The organism is Nocardiopsis endophytica (assembly GCF_027706725.1).
Lineage (GTDB): Bacteria > Actinomycetota > Actinomycetes > Streptosporangiales > Streptosporangiaceae > Nocardiopsis_A > Nocardiopsis_A endophytica.
Map to the genome: position 1 here is coordinate 1 of NZ_JAQFWQ010000021.1, position 20,413 is coordinate 20,413.

Annotated in this window: 13 protein-coding genes; 8 read left to right on the top strand and 5 right to left on the bottom strand. The window is 75.1% G+C overall.

Annotated elements, in window-relative coordinates; translation table 11 throughout:
* Nucleotides 1-105 precede the first annotated feature (105 nt).
* The gene (locus tag O4J56_RS09625) at nucleotides 106-909 is read right to left on the bottom strand and encodes a class I SAM-dependent methyltransferase (RefSeq protein WP_270685277.1); all 804 of its coding nucleotides are present in this window, start codon (nucleotides 907-909) and stop codon (nucleotides 106-108) included.
* Between the two features lie 70 nt (nucleotides 910-979).
* On the opposite strand from O4J56_RS09625, the gene O4J56_RS09630 reads away from it, so the two are divergent.
* Nucleotides 980-1,552: a CGNR zinc finger domain-containing protein gene (locus O4J56_RS09630; RefSeq protein ID WP_333563791.1), complete on the top strand. Its 573-nt coding sequence runs from the start codon at nucleotides 980-982 to the stop codon at nucleotides 1,550-1,552.
* A gap of 327 nt (nucleotides 1,553-1,879) precedes the next feature.
* On the opposite strand, the gene O4J56_RS09635 is transcribed toward O4J56_RS09630, so the two are convergent.
* The 4 genes from O4J56_RS09635 to O4J56_RS09650 all read right to left on the bottom strand — a co-directional run bounded on the left by O4J56_RS09635 (nucleotide 1,880) and on the right by O4J56_RS09650 (nucleotide 12,097).
* The gene (locus O4J56_RS09635) at nucleotides 1,880-2,281 is read right to left on the bottom strand and encodes a DUF6114 domain-containing protein (RefSeq protein WP_270685279.1); all 402 of its coding nucleotides are present in this window, start codon (nucleotides 2,279-2,281) and stop codon (nucleotides 1,880-1,882) included.
* A gap of 67 nt (nucleotides 2,282-2,348) precedes the next feature.
* The gene (locus tag O4J56_RS09640; RefSeq protein ID WP_270685281.1) at nucleotides 2,349-2,975 is read right to left on the bottom strand and encodes a DUF6230 family protein; all 627 of its coding nucleotides are present in this window, start codon (nucleotides 2,973-2,975) and stop codon (nucleotides 2,349-2,351) included.
* 139 nt (nucleotides 2,976-3,114) lie between these two features.
* Nucleotides 3,115-10,815 (bottom strand): type I polyketide synthase, encoded by a 7,701-nt coding sequence (locus O4J56_RS09645; RefSeq protein ID WP_270685283.1) that lies wholly within the window; start codon nucleotides 10,813-10,815, stop codon nucleotides 3,115-3,117.
* 184 nt (nucleotides 10,816-10,999) lie between these two features.
* Entirely contained in the window at nucleotides 11,000-12,097 is a 1,098-nt protein-coding gene (locus O4J56_RS09650) for an SDR family oxidoreductase (RefSeq protein ID WP_270685284.1), read from the bottom strand.
* 297 nt (nucleotides 12,098-12,394) lie between these two features.
* On the opposite strand from O4J56_RS09650, the gene O4J56_RS09655 reads away from it, so the two are divergent.
* The 7 genes from O4J56_RS09655 to O4J56_RS09685 all read left to right on the top strand — a co-directional run bounded on the left by O4J56_RS09655 (nucleotide 12,395) and on the right by O4J56_RS09685 (nucleotide 20,228).
* The gene (locus O4J56_RS09655; protein ID WP_270685286.1) at nucleotides 12,395-13,354 is read left to right on the top strand and encodes an MBL fold metallo-hydrolase; all 960 of its coding nucleotides are present in this window, start codon (nucleotides 12,395-12,397) and stop codon (nucleotides 13,352-13,354) included.
* 30 nt (nucleotides 13,355-13,384) lie between these two features.
* Nucleotides 13,385-15,064: an FAD-dependent monooxygenase gene (locus tag O4J56_RS09660; protein ID WP_270685288.1), complete on the top strand. Its 1,680-nt coding sequence runs from the start codon at nucleotides 13,385-13,387 to the stop codon at nucleotides 15,062-15,064.
* Entirely contained in the window at nucleotides 15,039-16,241 is a 1,203-nt protein-coding gene (locus O4J56_RS09665; RefSeq protein WP_270685290.1) for a homogentisate 1,2-dioxygenase, read from the top strand. The genes O4J56_RS09660 and O4J56_RS09665 overlap by 26 nt, the downstream gene beginning before the upstream one ends.
* Nucleotides 16,238-17,158 carry a hypothetical protein gene (locus O4J56_RS09670; protein WP_270685292.1) on the top strand — a complete coding sequence of 307 codons (921 nt, stop codon included), beginning with the start codon at nucleotides 16,238-16,240 and terminating at the stop codon, nucleotides 17,156-17,158. The genes O4J56_RS09665 and O4J56_RS09670 overlap by 4 nt, the downstream gene beginning before the upstream one ends.
* A gap of 78 nt (nucleotides 17,159-17,236) precedes the next feature.
* Nucleotides 17,237-18,460: a fumarylacetoacetase gene (fahA, locus tag O4J56_RS09675; RefSeq protein WP_270685294.1), complete on the top strand. Its 1,224-nt coding sequence runs from the start codon at nucleotides 17,237-17,239 to the stop codon at nucleotides 18,458-18,460.
* A 116-nt stretch (nucleotides 18,461-18,576) separates the two neighbouring features.
* Nucleotides 18,577-19,056 (top strand): VOC family protein, encoded by a 480-nt coding sequence (locus O4J56_RS09680; protein ID WP_270685296.1) that lies wholly within the window; start codon nucleotides 18,577-18,579, stop codon nucleotides 19,054-19,056.
* A gap of 140 nt (nucleotides 19,057-19,196) precedes the next feature.
* A complete protein-coding gene (locus tag O4J56_RS09685) occupies nucleotides 19,197-20,228 on the top strand; it encodes a zinc-binding alcohol dehydrogenase family protein (protein WP_270685298.1) in 1,032 nt (343 codons plus the stop codon).
* Nucleotides 20,229-20,413: the final 185 nt, after the last annotated feature.

The following is a 20,413-nucleotide window of genomic DNA, read 5'->3' on the forward strand; positions in this document are numbered from 1 at the left end:
GTGGCCCCGGACCCGGCGCCCGGCCCGTAGTTGCACTCACCAGTTGACACCGCCGGCGGATTCGGCAGCACTTTCGTCGAGATCATCGAGGAGGGGGCGGCGGTGTCAGCGGACCGCCGCCACCAGGTGGTCGTCGCCCGCCTGCCACAGCACCGCGGCCGAGGAGAACCCGGCCTCGCGCAGCAGCTCCGCATGGTCGGCGGCCGACAGCAGGTTGCTGCCGTGGTGGTGCTCGGCGGCACCCGTGGGCGCGTCCTCGGTGGTCTGCGGGGTGGGCCGCTCGTCTGCCCGGATTGGGGCGAGCCGCTCGTCGGCGAGAGCGGCGTCCCACCACTGCCCCCACTCCTCACGGTCCCCGACCCCGGCGCGTCCGGTGCGCCCGCGCGCCACCGCCTCGGCGAGCGCGTTCATGCGGTCGTCGGGCAGGGGCATGTGGTCGGCGTTGGCGAACACGCCGCCGGGGGCGGTGCGCTCGGCGAGCGAGCGGTACAGGGCGGCCAGGGCGTCGCGCCCCATCCAGTGCAGCGCCGTGGTGGACACGGCCGCGTGCACCACCGGGGGCAGCGCCTCGATCCAGGACGGGTCGGCCAGGTCGGCGCGGACCCAGCGCGCGGTGTCCCCGTAGTGCGCCTCGGCGAGGCCCAGCAGCAGGGGGTCGGCGTCGACGCCGATGAACGAGGCGCCCGGGAGGCGGGCGGCGAGCCGCGCGGTCAGCGACCCCGGGCCGCACCCCAGGTCGACGACGACGGGTTCGCGCACGCCCTCCAGCGCGGCGGCGACGGCGTCGGCGTGCACGGCGAAGCGCTCCTCGCGGAAGGGGATGTAGCGCTCCTGCTGGGCGTCCCAGCGCGCGATCCACTCGGCAGCCGCGTCGGCCGGGATGCGGGCGCTCTGGTCGGTTGCGGTCACGGGTCCTCCATAACCATCGATATCGTTTTCGCCAGTGACGAACGTACGGTGCGGAGGAGTGACCGGTCAAGTGGATTTCGACAGTCACATGAGCGGTGTGGTGGAGGCGGCCGTGCGCGCCGTGAACCTGCTGGTCCCGGGGGAGCGCGGCGGCCGCCCCCACGACGGGTCCGCCGAGGCGGCCGAACTCGCCGGGGCGCTCGCCGTGGCCGGACGGCAGTACGCCCACGAGCGCCCCGCCCCCGAGGAGGTCGAGGAGCTGCGCGGCCTCGCCCGCCGCATGTACCGGGTCTTCGCCGAGGTGGAGGCCGGGGACATGGACGCGGCCTGTGAGGCCGCCAACGCCCTGATGTCCGACACCGGCGCGATGCCGGTGCTGGCCCGGCACAGCGACGAGCCCTGGCACCTGCACTTCCACGCCATCGACGCGCCCTGGGCGGTGGGCTGGGCCGCCGCCATGGCGACGGGGCTGGCCGTCGTCCTGGGCAGTGCCTCGGCCGAGCGCCTGGGGCTGTGCTCGGCGCAGCGGTGCGACCGCGTGTTCGCCGACACCTCGCGCAACGGCACGCGCCGCTTCTGCTCCACGGCCTGCCAGAACAGGACCAAGGCCGCGGCCTTCCGCGCACGCAGGCGGGAGCCCTGAGTCGTGCCCCTGGGAGCGGTGACTCCCTTAATGCCTGTCGAGCCGGTGGCGCACGGTGTTGCCCGAGGAGGCCGGGAGCGGGGCGACCCCGCCCAGGCAGGCGAAGGGGTCCCGGCGCGGCGCGGCCCACCTTCGAGGCCGTGGCCAGCGACCCGTCCGTCGGCGAGGCGGCCTCCGGCCGCCCTCCGGGGGCGGTCACTTCCCGGGTGCTCCCATGGCACTGGGGCCTGGGCCTCCGCTCCGTCGGCCTCCGACGCCGTCCGGCGAACCTGCGGTATTCGCCGACGGTGTCCTCAAAGGGACACCGTCCTGACGCCCCCGGGCCGGTCAGTCGGGGTGGTCGGCGCCCCGGCCCGGGATCCACGCTGCGAGCAGCGCGCCGCCGGTCAGGCCGAGCAGCATGCCGACGCCGAACCCGCCGAAGTTGGAGGCGGGGAACGAGAACAGCGACAGCAGCACCGCCGTGAGGCCGAAGAACACCCGCTGTGTCGGCTGCGCCCAGCTCAACACGCCGACCGCCGCCATCAGCAGGCCCACGGTGTACCCCGACACCCCCGCGACACCCTGCTGGAAGATGAGCGGGAGGGGCGCGAGCGGGGCCAGCGCCACCACGGTGCCGCCCGCCATCACCAGCAGCCCGCCCCAGAACGGACGCGACCGGCGCCAGCGGCGGAAGCGGCCCCGGCCGGGGCGCTCGGTGCGGCCGCGCGTGTCGGCGCCGGTGGTCATCGTCGCGCTCCGGGAGGTCGGTCGGGGCCGCGCCGCCGTCGCGCGCGGGCCGGGGCGGATACCGGGGTCAGAAGCACTCGTGGTCGCCGCGCTTCAGGTCGAGTTCGAGGCCGGTCAGCGTGAAGGTCCCGGCGTTGACCGAGTACGCCCGCTGGCGCAGGCCGGTGATCTTCACGGTGCGGCCCTGCAGCGCGAACCCGCCGGGATCCCCGGTCCGCCCCGAGTCGTTGACCAGGGTCGAGGCGTCCCGGCCGATCTCGATGTCACCGAACTCGGCGTCCCCGGTGAGCTGGTGCATGTCCACCACCATGTGCTCGGCCTCCACCGGCCTCCCGTCCCCGCCCGCGCGGACCAGGAAGGTCGCCTGCCCGACGGGGGTGTCGACGAGCGCCGACTGGCACAGGTCCTCCAGCTCGGCGCTGTCGATCACGGTGAGGGCGACGGGGTGGACCTCCCCGTCGGCGGTGGCGGCGGTGTCGGGGTACTGGGCGAACCCGGTGCCCTCCAGGCGGTCGGCCCGCACCTTGAACACGTGCCCCGAGACGGCGAGCGACGCGGCGACGCCCCCGCGGGCGGTCCAGAACGCCATGGCGGCGGCAGCGGTGAGGGCGGCGAGAAGGACGACGGCGAACCGCCCCCAGCCGGTCCTCCCGGCGGACGGCGCGCCGCCCGCCGGGGAAGCGGAGGCGGGCACGACGGTGCCCCCTTTCGGTCAGCACATAAAGTCATGAACTAGTGACCGAATGTTATCAGTCGTGCGCGCCCGCGGTGGCCGTCGTGGGCCGTGACCGGATGGTGCGAGCTGGAGCGGTGCCGCCGTCGGTGGGCGGAGGTTACGCCGTTCCGGCGGACGCGACCGCGCTGGGCTCGGTGCTCGCGTTCGGTCCGGTGGTCTCGGCCCGCTCCGCTGCATCCTCCGCGCCGTCGTCGTCCGCGCCGCCCGCGTCAGCGCCGTTCGCGCCGCCTGCGTCCGCGTTCTGTGCCACGGCGCCCGCGTCCGGGTCCTTCGCCGCGAGTCCGAGCCGGAGCAGGATCAGCTGGCTCAGATCGGCGATGGTCCCGCCGCTGCGCAGCAGCTCCAACGGCGGGATCTCCAGCCCGTACTCATGGTTGAAGGTCGCCAACAGCTCGGTGGCCATCAGCGAGTCCATGCCGTACTCGTCCAAGCGGCGGTGGTGGTCCAGCCGCTCGGGGTCGACCTGCATCACCCCGCCCAGGACCTTGGCCAGGTGGTCCGAGAGCGCCCGGTGCGCCTGTTCAGGGTCCAGACCGGCCAGCCGGTCGAGGATCTGCTGCTGGAGCGAGGCGGCGTCCTTACTCGCCGCGCCGGCCAGCGCGCTCATCCGCGGCGACCCGGTCACCTTCGGCATCGACAGGCGGAGCTCGCCTGTGTTGAGCCGCGCCACCCCGAACACGTCGTGTCCGTGCCGGCGCTCCAGGGCGCCGAACGCCTCGTCCGAGGTGATCGGGTCGAGCCCGAACCTGCTCAACACGAGGGACAGCCCGTGGCGCGCGACGTACCCGGTGTCCGAGATCTGCCCCCATTGGACGGCGGTCCCCGCCTCCCCGCGCGCGCGACGGGCGCGGACGAGTGCCTCCAGATAAGCGTTCGCGGCGTTGTAGGACGCCTGCCGGATGCTCCCGAACAGGCTCGCCTCCGACGAGTAGACGCAGAACAGGTCGAGGTCCCGCCCACGGGTGAGGTCATCGAGCACGCGCGCCCCACCGATCTTGGGGACCAGCGCGGTGGCGAACCGCCCGCCGCCGAGCTCGCCGAACTCGTCGTCGTCCAGGCACATGGCCGCGTGCACCACCCCGCGCAGCTCGGCCCCGTCCGCCTCGACCTCCTCCAGCACCGCCCGCATGGCCGCGGCGTCGGAACAGTCGGCGGCGTGGGCGGTGGCCCGCGCCCCCAGCCCGGCCAGCTCCTCGATGAGGGCGTCGGCGCCCGGCGCCGACGCGCCCCTGCGCGAGACCAGAGCCAGGCGGCGCACCCCGCGCACGGCCAGCCGCCGGGCGGTGGCCGCGCCGAGCCCCTCCAGCCCGCCGGTGATCAGGTAGGCCCCGTCGGGCCGCAGGACGGCGGGCGCCCCGGCGTGGTCCCGCACCGCTCCCAGCGGGTCGAGGGGGTCGTGGGTGACGACCACCTTGCCGACATGGCGCGAGTGCTGGAGCAGCGTGAACGCCTCCCGCGCCCGCGCGGCCGGGTAGGCGGTGTGCGGCAGCGGCCGGTAGTCCCCGTCGTGGATGCGCCGCCCCACCCGTTCGAACATCCGGCGGCACCGCTGGGGATCGTTGATCAGCCCGGTCAGGTCGACCCCGAAGAAGGCGACGTTGTCGCTCAGCGGCCGCATCGGCAGCGGACTGTTCTCCACGAAGTCGCGCTTGCCCAGCTCCACGAAGCGCCCGAACGGCGCCACGACCTCCAGGCTGCGCTGCAGCGCCTCACCCGCCAGGGAGTTCAGGACCACGTCGACGCCGCGTCCGCCGGTCAGCTCCCTCACCTGCGGCGCGAAGTCCAGACTGCGCGAGTCCAGCACGTGGCGCACGCCCAGGCGGCGCAGCAGCGACCGCTTGGCCTCCGAGCCCGCCGTGGCGATCACCTCGGCGCCGCACAGGCGGGCGTACCGGATCGCCGCCAGCCCGACGCCGCCCGCGCCCCCGTGGACGAGCAGCGTCTCCCCCTCGCCCAGGCGCGCCACCTCGCCCAGGGCGTGGTCGACGGTGCAGTACACCACCGGCATGGTGGCCGCCTCGGCGAAGGACACTCCCTCGGGGATCGGGCACAGCGCGTGGTCGACGGTGACGACCTGCGAGGCCAGGCTGTGCGGGGCGACCGCCATGACGCGGTCCCCGGGCGCGACCGACCGAACGCCGGGCCCCACCGCGGCGACCGTGCCGGCGCACTCCAGGCCGAGGCCGTGCTCGGTGTGGGTGCCCTCCACCAGTTCGGCGGGGAGCAGGCCGCTGGCCCGCATGATGTCCCGGTAGTTCAGCGCGCCGGCGCGGACGTCGATGGCGACGGTTCCCGGGGCCAGGTCCGAGGGAACGGCCGTGCCGCCCGTCCGGGCCCACTCCAGCCGGTAGTTGAGCCCGATGTCGCGCAGCGCGAGCGCGACCGGCCCGGCGTCCTCTGCGGGGACGGTCGGGGCGTCCTCGACGACGCGGGGGACGAAGCGCCCCTGCCGGGTGAGGACCACCTCGTCCTCCGCCGAACGTCCGGCCAGCTCGGCGCCCAGGCAGCGGGCGTCGCCACCGGGGTCCCCGCCGCGCTCCAGGCTGATGCGGGTGACGGACAGGTCCGGCCGCTCATTGGACAGCGTGCGCGCCATCCCCCACACGGCGGCGTCGGCCGGCTCGTCGCACCGTTCCGGGGCGGGGTGCACTCCGCTGGGCCGGGTGACCAGGACCAGAGCCCGGTCGGCGGTGCTCTCGGGCAGCGCCGCGACCAGGCCGCGCAGCAGCGCGCCCCGGCGGTCGGCGGACGCGACCGGATCGGGTGCCCCGCTCTCCGTCCCGCCGTCCGCTCCGCCGCCGGTGCGGGAGGGGGCCGACAGCAGGACGGTGACGGTCGCCTCCGCCGCGTCCCCGCCCAGCAGGGCCCACCACCCCTCCTCGTCGGCGGGCGCCGTCGCCGCACGGCCCCGGGGGCACATCCCGGCGAGCGCTTCGGCCGTCGGCAGCTCGTCGGCCGCCTCGGCGACGACCACGTGCACGCCCTCGGGGGCCGGGGCGGCGGGCGGCGCCGCGGCGGCGGGCGCGTCCGCTCCCCGTGCCGCCAGGATCACCGAGAAGGCCTCGGAATCGGGGCCCTCGTCGTCGCCGACCTGCACGACGTCGGTGAAACCGGCCTCGCGCAGCAGCGGCTCCCACTGCCCGCGGGAGAGGAACGCGCCGTCGGGGCGCAGCCCGGTGTCGGCGGACTCCCAGAACGACTCCAGGACGGCGAAGCCCAGCGCGGGTGCCAGCGCGTCGTGCTGTTCGACCGCCAGCAGCCGGCCGTCCGGGGCCAGCAGCGACGCCACCCGGGGCAGGGCCGCGGCCATGTCCTCGGCGGTGTGCAGCGCGTTGCCCGCGACCACCAGGTCGTATGCGCCGGGCGTGAACCCCTGCTCGGCGGGGTCGGTGTCCAGGTCCAGGACCCGGTAATCGACGCCGTCGTACCCCGCCAACTGCTTCTGGGCCGCGGCGAAGAAGTAGGGCGAGGCGTCGGTGACGGTGTACAGGGTGCGGCCCGCAGGGAGCAGGGGGAGCAGGGCCCCGGTGAGACCGGCGGTGCCCGCGCCGATCTCGAGCACCCGCAGGGGCCGGTCCTGCGGAAGCCCGGCCAGGACCCCGCCGAGCAGGGCCTGGGCCAGCCGGTAGCAGAACACGATGGGCGGGTTGGTGGAGAAGAACTGGCGCACGAGCTCGCCGCCACCGGCGTCGGCGAACACCTCCAGGGGGTCGGTCTCGCCACGCGCCATGGGCGCCAGCTCGTCGGCGTTGCGCTGGACGAGCATCGCGGCGCTCGCGTAGGCCGGATGCTCTTCGACGAGGGTGCGGAACGCGGCGTCGAACCGCTCGGGCGAGGTGTGCGCCCTGAGGCGCCCATCCTCCGTGCGGGAGAGGGTCCCCCGGCCCTCCGCCGTCGGCAGGCACAGGTCCAGGAAACGGCGGAAGTGGCCCCGCACCCCGGCGGCCTCCAGTTCGGCGGCGGTCGCGCCGCCGTCGGCAATCCCGGGCGCCAGCTCGGTGAGCCACCGGGCCACCGCGTGGGACAGGAACACCTGCATGTCCTCGGTGAAGCGCGGGTGCCCCCACCGAGGCCAGTCCTCGCGCACCTGCCTGAGCCGGTCCTCCGCGTGCGCGAGCGCCTGCGTCGGGGACGGCAGTGGTGAGCGCGGGGACCCGTCGGCGCCGTGCGGAGCATCCGGCAGGGGAGCGGCCTTGAGCACCGTGCGCTGAACGCTCAGCTGCCGTGGGCCGTGGCCGGAGAGCCTCCGCAGCCGGGCGCCCTCGATCTCGGCGCAGACCCGCCCCTCGGAGTCGGTCACGAGCATGTCCCAGCACGGCTCCTCGGCGCTCCGCGTCCGGTGCAGGACGTGGACCCAGCCCTGGGCCTCCGGGGCGCGCCAGACCTTGACCGAGGCCATCTTCACCGGCAGGAAGAGGGCATCGTGCTCCAACAGACCCTCCGCCATGGGGAGCCCGGCCTGCAGGCAGGCGTCGAGGATCACCGGAGGGAGCACCAGCCCGTCCAGGGAGGAGCCGGTGCTGTAGGAGGCCAGGACCTCTCCCGGCCCGATCCAGGTCCCGGTCAGCGGCCGGAACGCGGGCCCGTAGTTCAGGCCGATCGCCGTGAACCGCCGGTACACCTCCTCAGGGCCGGATGCGTTCGGGCACCGCTCCCGGGCCGCCTCCAGGTCCATCGGCTCGGGCGCCCACCCGACCAGGCGGCGCACGCGTCCGCGCGCGTGCAGCCGGGGCTCGCCGCCCGGGCGGTCGGTGCTCGTGATGTCGACGGTTCCGTCGCGCAGCGACAGCGACGTCTGCACGTGGACGTCGCCGGCCCGGGCCCAGTCGATGGGCAGGGCCCGCGTGAACTCCCACCCGTCGGCCTCCACCGGCCCGCCGAGCGCGCCCTTCCCGGCCGCCAGGCCCATCTCGATGTACCCCGCCCCGGGGAAGACCACGGTCCCGCCGAGCCGGTGGTCGCCGATCCAGGGCGCCATCGCGGGCTCGATCGGCCCCTCCCAGGCCGGGGCGGCGGCGGGCAGGCGCTGGCCCAGCAGCGGGTGCTCGACCGGGCCCGCCGGGACGGCGGCCCACTGGTCGCGCCCGCCCTGCCAGTGCCGTGCCCGCTGCCACGGGTAGGCGGGCAGGTCGGCCACCCGGCCCGGCCGGGGGAAGTGCGCACGCCGGTCCACGTCGGCACCGGCGGCGATGATCCCGCCGACGGCCGCCTCCATGGCCTGTGGGCCGGGCACGTCCCGGTCGAGGGTGGCGCGGACGGCGCGGCGGGTCCGGTCGCCGTTCAGGGTGCGGCGCAGGTAGGAGCGCAGCACCGGGTGCGGGCCGACCTCGACGAAGACCCCGATGCCGGTGTCGCGCAGCCGCTCGGTGGCCGGGCCGAAAAGGACCGGGTCCCGCACGCCTCGCCACCAGTGACCGGCGTCCGTCGCGGCGTCCTCGACCAGGGCGCCGGTGACCGTGGAGGCCAAGGGGATCTCGGGGGCGAACGGCGCGAGGCCCTCCAACGCGGCGAGCAGGGGCTCACGCGCGGTGTCCATGGCCGAGCTGTGGAAGGCGTAATCGAGGTCGAGCATGCGGAAGAAGACGCCGCGGCGCTCCAACTCCTCGCCGAGCTCGGCCAGGCGGGCCGCGTCGCCCGCGAGGGTGACGTCCCCGGCGCTGTTGATCCCGGCGACCTCCAGCCCGGGCCGCCCGGCCAGAACTTCCTCCGCCTGGTCGGGGGAGAGGGCGGCCGCGGCCATGCGGCCGGAACCGGCGGTGGGCGCCTGGGCCAGGCCCCGGGCGGCGACCACGCGCGCCGCCTGCTCCAGCGTCAGGGCGCCGCACGCCCAGGCGGCGGCGACCTCGCCCACGCTGTGCCCGACCACGGCGGAGGGGCGGATCCCCTGGGCGCGGAGCATGCGGTCCAGGCCCACCTGCACGGCGAAGAGGAGGGGCTGGGCGACCTCGGTGCGCTCCAGCCGCCACTGGTCCGGCGGTAGGGCCATCTCCTTTGCGACCGACCACTCCAGGTGGGGGGCCAGGGCGGCGTCCGCCTCGTGGACCGCCTCGGTGAACACGGGGTCGCGGTGGAGGAGGTCGGCGCCCATCCCGGCCCACTGCGAGCCGTTGCCGCAGAAGACGAAGGCGACCCTGCCGTCGTCGGCGGCGGGGGACGCGGCGGCGGTGTCGGCCGCGCGGAGCAGCCGGGCGGCCCGGCGCGGCTCCTCTGCTCGGACGGCGACACGGAACGGGTGGGCGCCCCTGCGCACGGCGGAGGTGTAGGCGAGGTCGTAGAACTCGGCGGGGTCGGCCGACTCCAGCCGTTGGGCCGTGCGCTCGACGGCCTCGGCGAGCGCCTCGGGCGTCCGGGCGGAGACGACCACGGGGAGCGGCGCGGAGGGCTCGGCGGCACCGTGCTCGTCGGCGCTCTCCGGGACGGCGCCCGCTTCGGCGATGGGGGAGGCGGAAGCGGTGTGGCCGGTGGCCGCGCGCACAGGCGTGCGGGAGACGGTGGCGGAGGGCGGCTCGGCGACCACGACGTGGGCGTTAGCGCCGCCGAACCCGAAGGAGTTCACCCCCGCCAGCGCGGGCCCGCCGTCCGGCACGGCCACGTCCAGCGGCTCCACCGCGGGCGCCAGGCCGAGCCCCTGGAAGTCGATGTCGGGGTTGAGCGGGGATGCGTGCAGGGACGCGGGGATACGACGGTGCCGCAGCACCAGCATGGCCTTGAACAGCCCCGCCATGCCTGAGGCGGGCTCCAGGTGGCCCAGGTTGGACTTGACCGAGCCGATGGGCAGGGGACGGGGGCGGCTCCGCCCCAGCGCGCGGCCGATCGCCGCGCACTCCGAGGGGTCGCCGACGGGTGTTCCGGTCCCGTGCGCCTCCATGTAGACCAGGCCGGCGGGATCGGTCCCGGAGCGGTCGTAGACGGAGCGGAGCAGCTCCTCCTGGGCCTCCGGACTGGGCAGCGCCAGCCCGGCGGTGTGGCCGTCGCTGTTGGCGCCCCAGCCGACCAGGACGGCGTGCACCCGGTCGCCGTCGGCGCGCGCGTCCTCCAGGCGCTTCAGGACGACCATCCCGCCGCCCTCGGCCCGCACGAAGCCGTCGGCGTTCGCCGAGAAGGCGGCGCACCGCCCCGCAGGGGAGAGCATGGACGCCTGGGAGAAGGCCACGAACACGTGCGGGCTCAGGAGCAGGTTCACCCCACCCGCCAGGGCGGTGCCGCCCTCCGCCGCCACCTGGCGGCACGCGCGCTCCAGGGCGATCAGCGAGGACGAGCAGGCCGTGTCCACGGCCATGCTGGGCCCGTGCAGGTCGAAGGCGTGGGACACGCGGTTGGCGGCGATCGAGTGGGCGCCGCCGGGCGCGGTGTAGGGCCCGATCCGCTGGTTCGACGACATCTGCAGGGCGCCGTAGGAGGAGTCGGAGATCCCGATGAACACCCCGGTGTCCGTGCCCGCCAGCCGGGAGGGGGCGATCGCCGCGTCGTCCAGGGCCTCGGCCGTCATCTCCAGCAGCAGCCGGTGCTGCGGGTCCATGGGGGCGGCCTCCCGGGGGGAGATGCCGAAGTAGTCGGCGTCGAAGGAGGCGATGTCGTCCAGGAAGGCCCCGGCGGCGGTGTAGCTCTTGCCCGGCCGGGGCGCCGACTCGTCCACGAAGCGGGCGGTGTCGAACCGGTCCTCGGGGACACGGCCCACCAGGTCGCGTCCGTCCTCCAGGGCCTGCCACAGGGCGTCGAGCCCGTCGATGCCGCCCGGCAGCCGGCATCCCGCGCCGACCACCGCGACCGCCTGTCCGGCGTATCCGGTCACGCTCACGTCTTGTTCCTCGTCACTCGGGGGCGGCGACGGCGCACGGCGTCGTCGCGCATAGCGACGGAAGAATTGCACAGAGTAATTAAGCGGAAAAAGCGAGGAGAGACCGCAATCGCTCATGTGCCGTGTCCGAATCCCGGGGCGCGGTCCGGGCCGATCGCGGCGGTCGGGTGCGTCGGACCGGCTGTCAGGCAGGGGCGCCCTTCACGCCGTTCAGGAGAGCGCGCCGGAGATAGGCGGTGTCCACGCGCCGTGAGGACGGCAGTCGCAGGCCGAGCGCGTGCAGTGCCGCGTCGCTGAAGCGCCGGGTGTGGTTCTCATGGCCGACCAGCCCCCGGAACTTGTCCGCGACCGCCCCGGCCACGTCGGCGGGGATGCTGGAGTCGCCGGGCACCACGCGGATCCCGAAGGGCTCGGCGAGCACGCCCGCCGCCTCGAACAGGCTCGTGCCCCTGCGCGTCACCACATTGCAGGAGCGCACGCCCGTCCCGGTGAGGCGCGGGGCGGCCGCCGCCATGGCGTGCGCAGCGTCCTCCACCGGGACCATGTGCACGGTGGTCGCCACGGCCACGGGGACCTCCCGCCCGCGCAGGGAGCCGGCGAGGGTGGCGTGCACCGTGCCGATGGTGTGCTGAAGCTGCTCCAGCATGTTCACCGGCCGCCCCGGGTAGGCGGGCCGATCCGTCACCAGGATGCTCGGCCGGAACACGACCGCCGACCCTCCGGTGCGTGCGGCCCACTCGCGCACCAGCACCTCGGCGTCGTACTTGGACCGCTCGTAGGGGGTGTGGAACCCGTAGGAGTCGTCGAGGTCGTCGTCCCCGATCACCCCTTCGCCCCTGGCGCCCGCCACCGCCACCGTGCTCGCGTGGCGCAGGGCCGGTGTGCGCGCGCTGCGGTCCAGAAGGGCGAGGACGTTGCGCGTTCCCTCCACATTGATGCCGTGCACGTGATCGGCGTCGTCGGAGAGCGTCGTGTCGCCCGCGCAGTGCCACATCTCGTCGATGCGGTCGGCCAGCTCCGCGTGATCGTCGTCCGTGAGCCCCAGGCGCGGCAGGGTGACGTCCGCGTGCACCGCCTCCATCCGCCCCAGTGCGCGCCCGATCGCCGGCGTGTCGAACCCCCGGGCCTCCAGGTGCCGGGAGACGAGGCCGAGCGCGTCCTCGCGGGAGCGGCGCGTGAGCAGCAGCACCTCCCCGGAGCCCCTGCCCCCTCCGTCGGCCGCGATGTGCTCCAGCAGGTGCAGTCCGAGGAAGCCCGTCGCCCCCGTGATCGCCGTGGCCATGCCCGCCCCTTCCCATTCGTCGCTGAAAGTGGTGTGATGCTCGCACAGAGTGGTGGTCCGTTCGAAGCGGCGGCGCGGCCGCAATCCCCGCGTCGCGTGCCCGAATCGCCTCGTCGCGGCCGGTCGCACCGGCCGCGGCCCGGACCCCGCTACATAAGGCGGGCCAATGATGCACCTCGGGTTCTTGTGCTTTACCTATGGGTGTGACGGGTGCCACCTTGGGTCGCAGGCGTGATCCGCGCCCCACCGCCGCGACCCCGGCCGCACAGAACGCGGCCCCGGACAGGAGGACCCGCAATGGCCAAGCCGTTCGCGTCATCGGCCGACCTGGAGGACAAGGAGCAGACCCTCGAGGTCCTCGCCGACGGCGTCTACGCGCTCACCGCCCAGGGCGACCCCAACATCGGCGCGATCGAGGGCGAGGACTTCCTCGTCTGCTTCGAGGCGATGGCCACCCCCACCGCGGCCAGGGAATGGCTGGCCCGGCTGCGCGAGCACACCGACAAGCCCATCCGCTACCTCGTGCTCTCGCACTACCACGCGGTGCGCGTGCTCGGCGCGAGCGCCTTCGGCGCCGACGCCATCGTCGCCCACGAGAAGACCCGCCACCTCATCGCCGAGCGCGGCAAGGAGGACTGGGCCAGCGAGTTCGCCCGCATGCCGCGCCTGGCCAAGGACCCCGGGTCGGTCCCCGGACTCACCTGGCCCACCGTCACCTTCGCCGACCGGATGACCATCGACCTGGGCGGCGACCGCGGCGAGCTCGTCCTGGAGCACGTCGGGCGCGGCCACACCGAGGGCGACATCGTCGCCTGGCTGCCCCGCCACCGCATCCTGTACGCGGGCGACCTGGTCGAGGCCGAGGCGGCCCTGTACACCGGCGACGCCTTCCACCGCGACTGGGCGGGAGCCACCCTCGACCGCGTCGTCGCCTACGGCGCCGAGATGCTCATCGGCGGACGCGGCCCGGTCACCCGGGGCCGCGCGGCCGTCGACGCCGCCGTCGGGCAGACCCGCGCCTTCCTCACCACCATGCTCGACCGGGTCGGCGCGGTGCACGCGCGCGGGGGCACCCTCAAGGAGGCCTTCGAGGCCGCCCACGCCGCCCTGGCCCCCGACTACGGCCACTGGCCCATCTTCGAGCACTGCCTGCCCTTCGACGTCTCCCGGCTGTGGGACGAGCTCTCCGGGATCGAGCGGCCGGTCGTCTGGACCGCCGAGCGGGACCGCGAGGTCTGGGCCCAGCTGCAGGACTGACACCCGAGGAGCATCCGGAGGCGGCCCCCCATGCCGAACCGACACCACCCCCCGTGCACGGGCGCGCCCGTGCTCGTCCTCGGCGCCGGACCCGTCGGGCAGACCGCCGCGCTCCTGCTGGCCCACTGGGGCCTGGAGGCGGTCCTGCTCGACCGGCGCCCCGAACGCGACCCGGTCGGCTCCAAGGCCATCGTCCAGCAGCGCGACGTCCTGGACATCTGGGAGACCGCGGGCGCCGGAGCCGTCGCCGACGAGGGCCTGACCTGGGACACCGCCCGCACCTTCTACCGGAGCGACGAACTGTTCGCGGTGCGCCTGCGCGACCGCGGCGCCAGCCCGCTGCCGCCGTTCGTCAACATCTCCCAGGCCCGTACCGAGGAGATCCTCGACGGCGCCCTGGAGCGCGCGGGCGTCCCGGTGCGCTGGGGCCACGACGTCACCGCCGTCGAGCAGGACGCGGACGGGGTCACCGCCGTGTGCGCGACCCCCGAGGGCACGGTGCGGCTGCGCGGCTCCTACGCGGTGGCCTGCACCGGCGCCCACGGCACCGCGGTGCGCCGCGCCCTCGGCGCCGACCTGCGCGGCAGCAGCTTCGAGGACCGCTTCCTCATCTGCGACATCCGCGCCGACCTGCCCGGCTGGGAGCGCGAGCGCCGCTTCTACTTCGACCCCGCATGGAACCCCGGCCGCCAGGTGCTCATCCACCCCTGCCCCGGATCGGTCTACCGGATCGACTGGCAGGTGCCGCCCGACTTCGACCTGGAGCGCGAGGAGGCCGACGGCGGGCTGGACCGGCGCGTGCGGCAGATCATCGGCGACCGCCCCTACGAGGTCGTGTGGCGCTCTGTCTACCGGTTCCACACCCGGGTGGCCGACCGCATGCGCGCCGGCCGGGTGCTGCTGGCCGGGGACAGCGCCCACCTGGTGGCCCCCTTCGGCGCCCGCGGGCTCAACTCCGGCGTGCAGGACGCCGAGAACGCCGCCTGGAAGATCGCCTTCGCCCTGCGCGGCTGGGGCGAGGAGGAGGCGCTGCTGGACAGCTACGTCCGCGAGCGCGGCGCCGCGGCCAGGGAGAACGCCGACGTCACCTCCGCCACCATGCGGTTCCTGGTCCCGCCCGGCCCCGCGGAGGCGGCGCACCGCGAGAGCGTGCTGCGGCGCGCCCTCACCGATCCGCACGCCCGCGAGGAGGTCGACTCCGGCCGCCTGGCCGAGCCCTTCTGGTACACCGACTCACCGCTCACCACCCCCCACCCCGAGCGCGTCTTCGGCGGACGCCCGCCCCGGGGGAGCGCGCCCGAGCCCTGCCCGGGGGTGCTCGTCCCCGACGCGCCGGTCACCGTCCCCGGCCGCCCCGACATCGAACGGCTGCGCCCCCTGGCGCGCGAAGGCCTCACCCTCCTGCTCGGCGCCGCCGCCGACCCCGGGGCCGTCCTCGCCGCCGCCCGGGCCGCCGCGCCCGCCCCCGCGGCGGCCTACCGCATCACCGACATCGACACCGACGGCGCCCTGGAACGCGCACTGGAGCCGCGCCCGGGCGAGGCCTGGCTGCTGCGGCCCGACGCCCACATCGCGGCCGTGGCCGACGCCTCCGACCCCGCGGCGATCGCCGCCGCCGTGCGCACCGCCCTGGGCGGCCGCGCAGGCGCGGCCGCCCCCCACGCACTCAGAGAGGAGACCACCGATGGCGTACTACCGGCGAGCGGGTGAGGTGCCGCGCACGCGGCACACGCGGCACCCCAACCCCGACGGAGGCCTGTACTACGAGGAGCTGATGGGCGAGGAGGGCTTCTCCTCCGACTCCTCGCTGCTGTACCACCGCAACATCCCGTCGGCCATCGTCGACGCCCGGGTGTGGGAGGTGCCCGACCAGACGCGCACCTCCAACGCCCCTCTGGCCCCGCGCCACCTGAAACTGCACGACCTGTTCGGCGACGAGTGGAAGAACACCGACACCGTCACCGGCCGCAGGCTCGTCCTGGGCAACGACGACGTGCGCATCTCCTACGTGGCCGCCGGGGCCCCCTCCGAGCTGTACCGCAACTCCATCGGGGACGAGTGCGTGTACGTGGAGTCGGGGCGCGCCACCGTGCAGACCGTCTTCGGCGAACTCCAGGCGGCCCAAGGCGACTACATCGTCATCCCCCGGGGGACCACGCACCGCTGGCTCCCCGAGGGCGAGGAGCCGCTGCGGGCCTACGCCATCGAGGCCAACAGCCACATCGCGCCGCCCAAGCGCTACCTGTCGCGCTACGGCCAGTTCCTTGAGCACGCGCCCTACTGCGAACGCGACCTGCGCGGCCCCGAGGGCCCACTGCTCCTCGAAGGCACCGACGTGGACGTGCTCATCAAGCACCGCGGCAACGGGCCCGGCGGCATCGCGGGGACCCGCTACACCTACCCGCAGCACCCCTTCGACGTCGTCGGGTGGGACGGCTGCCTGTACCCCTACGCCTTCAACGTCGCCGACTTCCAGCCCATCACCGGCCGCGTCCACCAGCCGCCGCCCGTCCACCAGGTCTTCGAGGGCCACAACTTCGTGGTCTGCAACTTCGTGCCGCGCAAGGTCGACTACCACCCCGAGTCGGTCCCGGTGCCCTACTACCACTCCAACGTCGACTCCGACGAGGTGATGTTCTACTGCGGCGGGGACTACGAGGCCCGCAAGGGCTCGGGCATCGGCCAGGGGTCGGTGTCGCTGCACCCCGGCGGCCACTCGCACGGCCCCCAGCCCGGCGCCTACGAGCGCAGCGTCGGCGTGCAGGCCTTCGACGAGCTGGCGGTCATGGTCGACACCTTCCGCCCGCTGGACCTGGGCGAGGGCGGGACCGCCGCTGAGGACCCCTCCTACGCCTGGACATGGGCCGGCCGGGGGCCGCGGGGATGAGCGCGCCCCCGCTGTTCGCCCGCATGCTCGACGACGCCGCGCTGTTCCCGCCCGGCAACGCCCCCATGGAGCGCGCGGTGCCGCGCCACCGCGCGCTTCGGCAGGGGCCCAGCGCCGACTACGTGGGGCCGTTCATCGTCGCCGACGCCTGGCTCGGAGACCTGGAGGCCGTGCTCGCAGAAGAGGCGGGGGAGTCGGCGGGCCGGGCCGGGCCCGCCGAGGCGCTGGAGATCACCATCACGGTCCCCGGGGGTCCGGCGGCCGTCGGCCCCGCCCTGCAGCGCGCGCGGCGGATGCCGGGGGTGCGCGTCGTCGGGGCCGAAGCGGCCGCCGTCCCGGCGAGCGCCCCCGCCGGAGGCGCGGACCCGGTGGCGGCCGTGCGCACGGCCGCCCAGGCGCTCACCGAGCACCTGCCCGAAGGGGCCCTCGGGTACGTGGAGGTGCCGCGCGGGGCCGACCCTGCACCGGCGATGGCGGCCCTGGCCGGGGCCGGACACCGCGCCAAGTTCCGCACCGGCGGAACCGCCGCCGACGCCTTCCCCTCGGAGGCCGAGCTGGCCGCGCGCATCGCCGCCGCCGTCGACGCGCAGGTCCCCTTCAAGTGCACGGCCGGACTGCACAACGCCGTCCGCCACACCGGCGCCGGCACCGGATTCGAGCACCACGGCTTCCTGAACGTGCTGCTCGCCGCGGACGCACTGCTGCGCGGAGCACACATCACCGGCGCCGAGGGAGTGCTCGGCGAGCGCGACGGGAAGACCCTCGCCCGAGAGGCGCGCACGGTCCTGGCCGACGAACACCGGTCGCGGGCGGTGCGCGCCGCCTTCACCGGGTTCGGCACCTGCAGCGTGGACGAGCCCCTGGAGGACCTGGAAGCGCTGGGACTGCCGCCCGGCACCCCGGCCGACGACGCCTGACCCGGGCGGCGCCCCGACCCGACGACCCCCGGTCCGGCGGGCGCCGCCCCGACCCGACGACACCAGGAGGACCACGAGGTGCCCCAAAGCTGGCTCGACATCGCGCCGGACTCACCGTTCGGCCTGCACAACCTGCCCTACGGGGTGTTCAGCGAACCCGGCGGCCCCGGCCCGCGGGCGGGGGTGGCCGTCGGCACGCACGTGCTCGACCTGGGGGCGGCGGCCCGGGCGGCCGGGTCCCCGTTCGCCGACGCGGTCTCCGGCCCCTCCCTGGACGGCCTGCTGGCCGCCGGGCGGCCCGTGTGGGAGCAGGTGCGCGCCACCGTGCTGCGCTGGCTCACCGACCCCGCGCGCGAGGCGGACGTCCGCCCCCACCTCATCGGGCGCGACCGCGTGCGCATGCACATGCCCTTCACCGTCGGCGACTACGTCGACTTCTACTCCTCCGAGCACCACGCCACCAACGTCGGGCGCATCTTCCGGCCCGACTCCGAGCCCCTGACCCCCAACTGGAAGCACCTGCCCATCGGATACCACGGGCGCGCCGGGACGGTCGTCCCCTCGGGGGCGCCCGTCGTGCGCCCGTGCGGCCAGCGCAAGGGGCCGGACGACCCCGCCCCCGTCTTCGGTCCCTCGCGGCGCCTGGACATCGAGGCCGAGGTGGGGTTCGTGGTCGGCGCCCCGAGCCGGCGCGGCGCGCGCGTGCCCGTCGGCGGCTTCGCCGACCACGTGTTCGGGGTGTTCCTGGTCAACGACTGGTCCGCGCGCGACCTGCAGGCCTGGGAGTACGTCCCGCTGGGGCCGTTCCTGGGCAAGTCGTTCGCCACCTCGGTCTCCCCGTGGGTGGTGCCGCTGCAGGCGCTGGAGGCGGCGCGCGTCGAGCCCCCCGAGCGCGACCCGGAGCCGCTGGAGTACCTGCGCGACGCCAAGGACGAGCCGTGGGGGCTGGACCTGGCGCTGGAGGTGCGGATCAACGGGCACGTGGTCTCCCGCCCGCCGTTCGCCGAGATGTACTGGACCGCCGCCCAGCAGCTCGCGCACATGACCGTCAACGGCGCCTCGGTGCGCACGGGCGACATGTTCGCCTCGGGCACCGTCAGCGGCCCCGTGCGGGGGCAGCGCGGGTGCCTGCTGGAGCTGACGTGGGGCGGGAAGGAGCCCTTGAAGCTGCCCGACGGGTCCGAGCGCGCGTTCCTGGAGGACGGGGACACGGTCGCCATCAGCGCGACGGCGCCGGGCCCGGACGGGACGGTCATCGGGTTCGGCGAGGTGACCGGGAGCGTCCTGCCCGCCGAGGAGTGATCCGCGGCGGACCGGTGCCGATCGGCCGGGCGCCGGACCGATGAGTTCCGGCGCCCGGCCGGGTCCTATCCCTGAGCGCGCACACAGGGTGCGCACCGGCCCTTGAGGGGGACGGTATGTCCAGCGACGGACTCACCACCTGCCTGTGGTTCAACGGGCGGGCACGAGAAGCGGCGGAGTTCTACACCTCGGTCTTCCCCGACTCCTCCATCGGGTCGGCCATCGCCCAGCCGGAGGGGCTGCCCTCGCCGCCCGCCGACGAGCTGCTCGTCGACTTCACGATCAGGGGCGAGAAGTTCGTCGCCCTGAACGGCGGCCCGGAGTTCACCTTCAACGAGGCGGTGTCCTTCCAGATCCACTGCGACGACCAGGACGAGGTCGACTACTACTGGGACCGGCTGACCGCCGACGGCGGCGAAGAGGGCCCCTGCGGCTGGCTCAAGGACAGGTTCGGCGTCTCCTGGCAGGTCATCCCCAAGGCGTTCCTGGAGATGATGGGCGACCCGGACACCGCGCGCGTGCAGCGCGTCACCGACGCGATGATGAAGATGAAGAGGCTCGACATCGCGGAGCTGCAGAAGGCCTTCAACGGCTGACCAGCCGTCGGCCTCCCGCCGCCGCGCGCGGCGGCCCACAGGCGTCCACCCGCGCCCGCCCTCGACACACCGTCCCCGCCTGCCCGACAGTGGGAGTCAGGCCCGGTGGCGGGCACGGGACCAGGAACGGGGGCAGCGCGATGGCGCCGACGATTCCCGACACCATGGACGCCTGGGTGGTCGACCGGCCGGGTCCCCTCTCCCAGCGGCCCCTGCACCCCGCGCGGCTGCCGGTGCCCGAGCCGGTCGGCCGCGAGTTGCTGGTGCGCATCGAGGCGTGCGCGGTGTGCCGGACCGACCTGCACCTGGCCGAGGGCGACCTGCTGCCGCGCCGCCCCAGCACGGTCCCCGGGCACGAGGCGGTGGGCCGGGTGGCCGCGTGGGGGCCGCACGCCCGGCCGCGCGAAGAAGGGGAGCGGGTCGGCATCGCCTGGCTGCGCGGGACGTGCGGGCGGTGCCGGTACTGCGCGCGCGGGGCGGAGAACCTCTGCCCGTCGTCGCGGTACACCGGCTGGGACGCCGACGGCGGGTACGCCGAGTACGCGGTGGTCGACGACCGGTACGCCTACCGGCTGCCCGGCGACGCCGACCCGGTGGCGCTGGCGCCGCTGCTGTGCGCGGGCATCATCGGCTACCGCGCGCTGGAGCGGTCCGAGCCGCCCGACGGCGCGCGCGTGGGGATCTACGGCTTCGGCGCGTCGGCCCACCTGGCCGCGCAGGTGGCGGTCGCCAAAGGGGCGGCGGTGCACGTCGTGACCCGGTCCGCACGCGCGCGGCGGCTGGCCGCGGAGCTGGGGTGCGCGTCGGCGTCGCCCCCGGACGAGGGGCCGCCCGAGCTGCTGGACTCGGCAGTCCTGTTCGCGCCCGCGGGGGAGCTGGTGCCCAAGGCGCTGGAGTCGCTGGACCGCGGGGGGACGCTGGCGGTGGCGGGGATCCACCTGTCGGACGTCCCGGCGCTCAACTACCAGGGGCACCTGTTCCAGGAGCGGACGCTGCGGAGCGTCACGGCGAACACGAGGGCGGACGGCAGGGCGTTCCTGGACTTCGCGATTGCCAACGGCATCCGGGTGGAGACCGAGCGGTACCCGATGTCGCGGGCGGACGAGGCGCTGGAGGCCTTGGCCGCGGGGGCGGTCACTGGAGCCGCCGTCCTGGTCCCCGGAGAGGGCTGAGCCGAGAGGCGCGGCGCCGGGCCGCGCCGTGCGTACCACGGTGCGGGGCCGACGAACGGCGGGCGTTCCCGGCCGGATGACTCGGATGGTCCCCGCGGGGACGTCGTCCCACGGGCGGTGCGACCGCGGTTCCCCGTACGCCCCACACTCCATTTTGACATGTCACAGTGGACGGTCTATTTTTC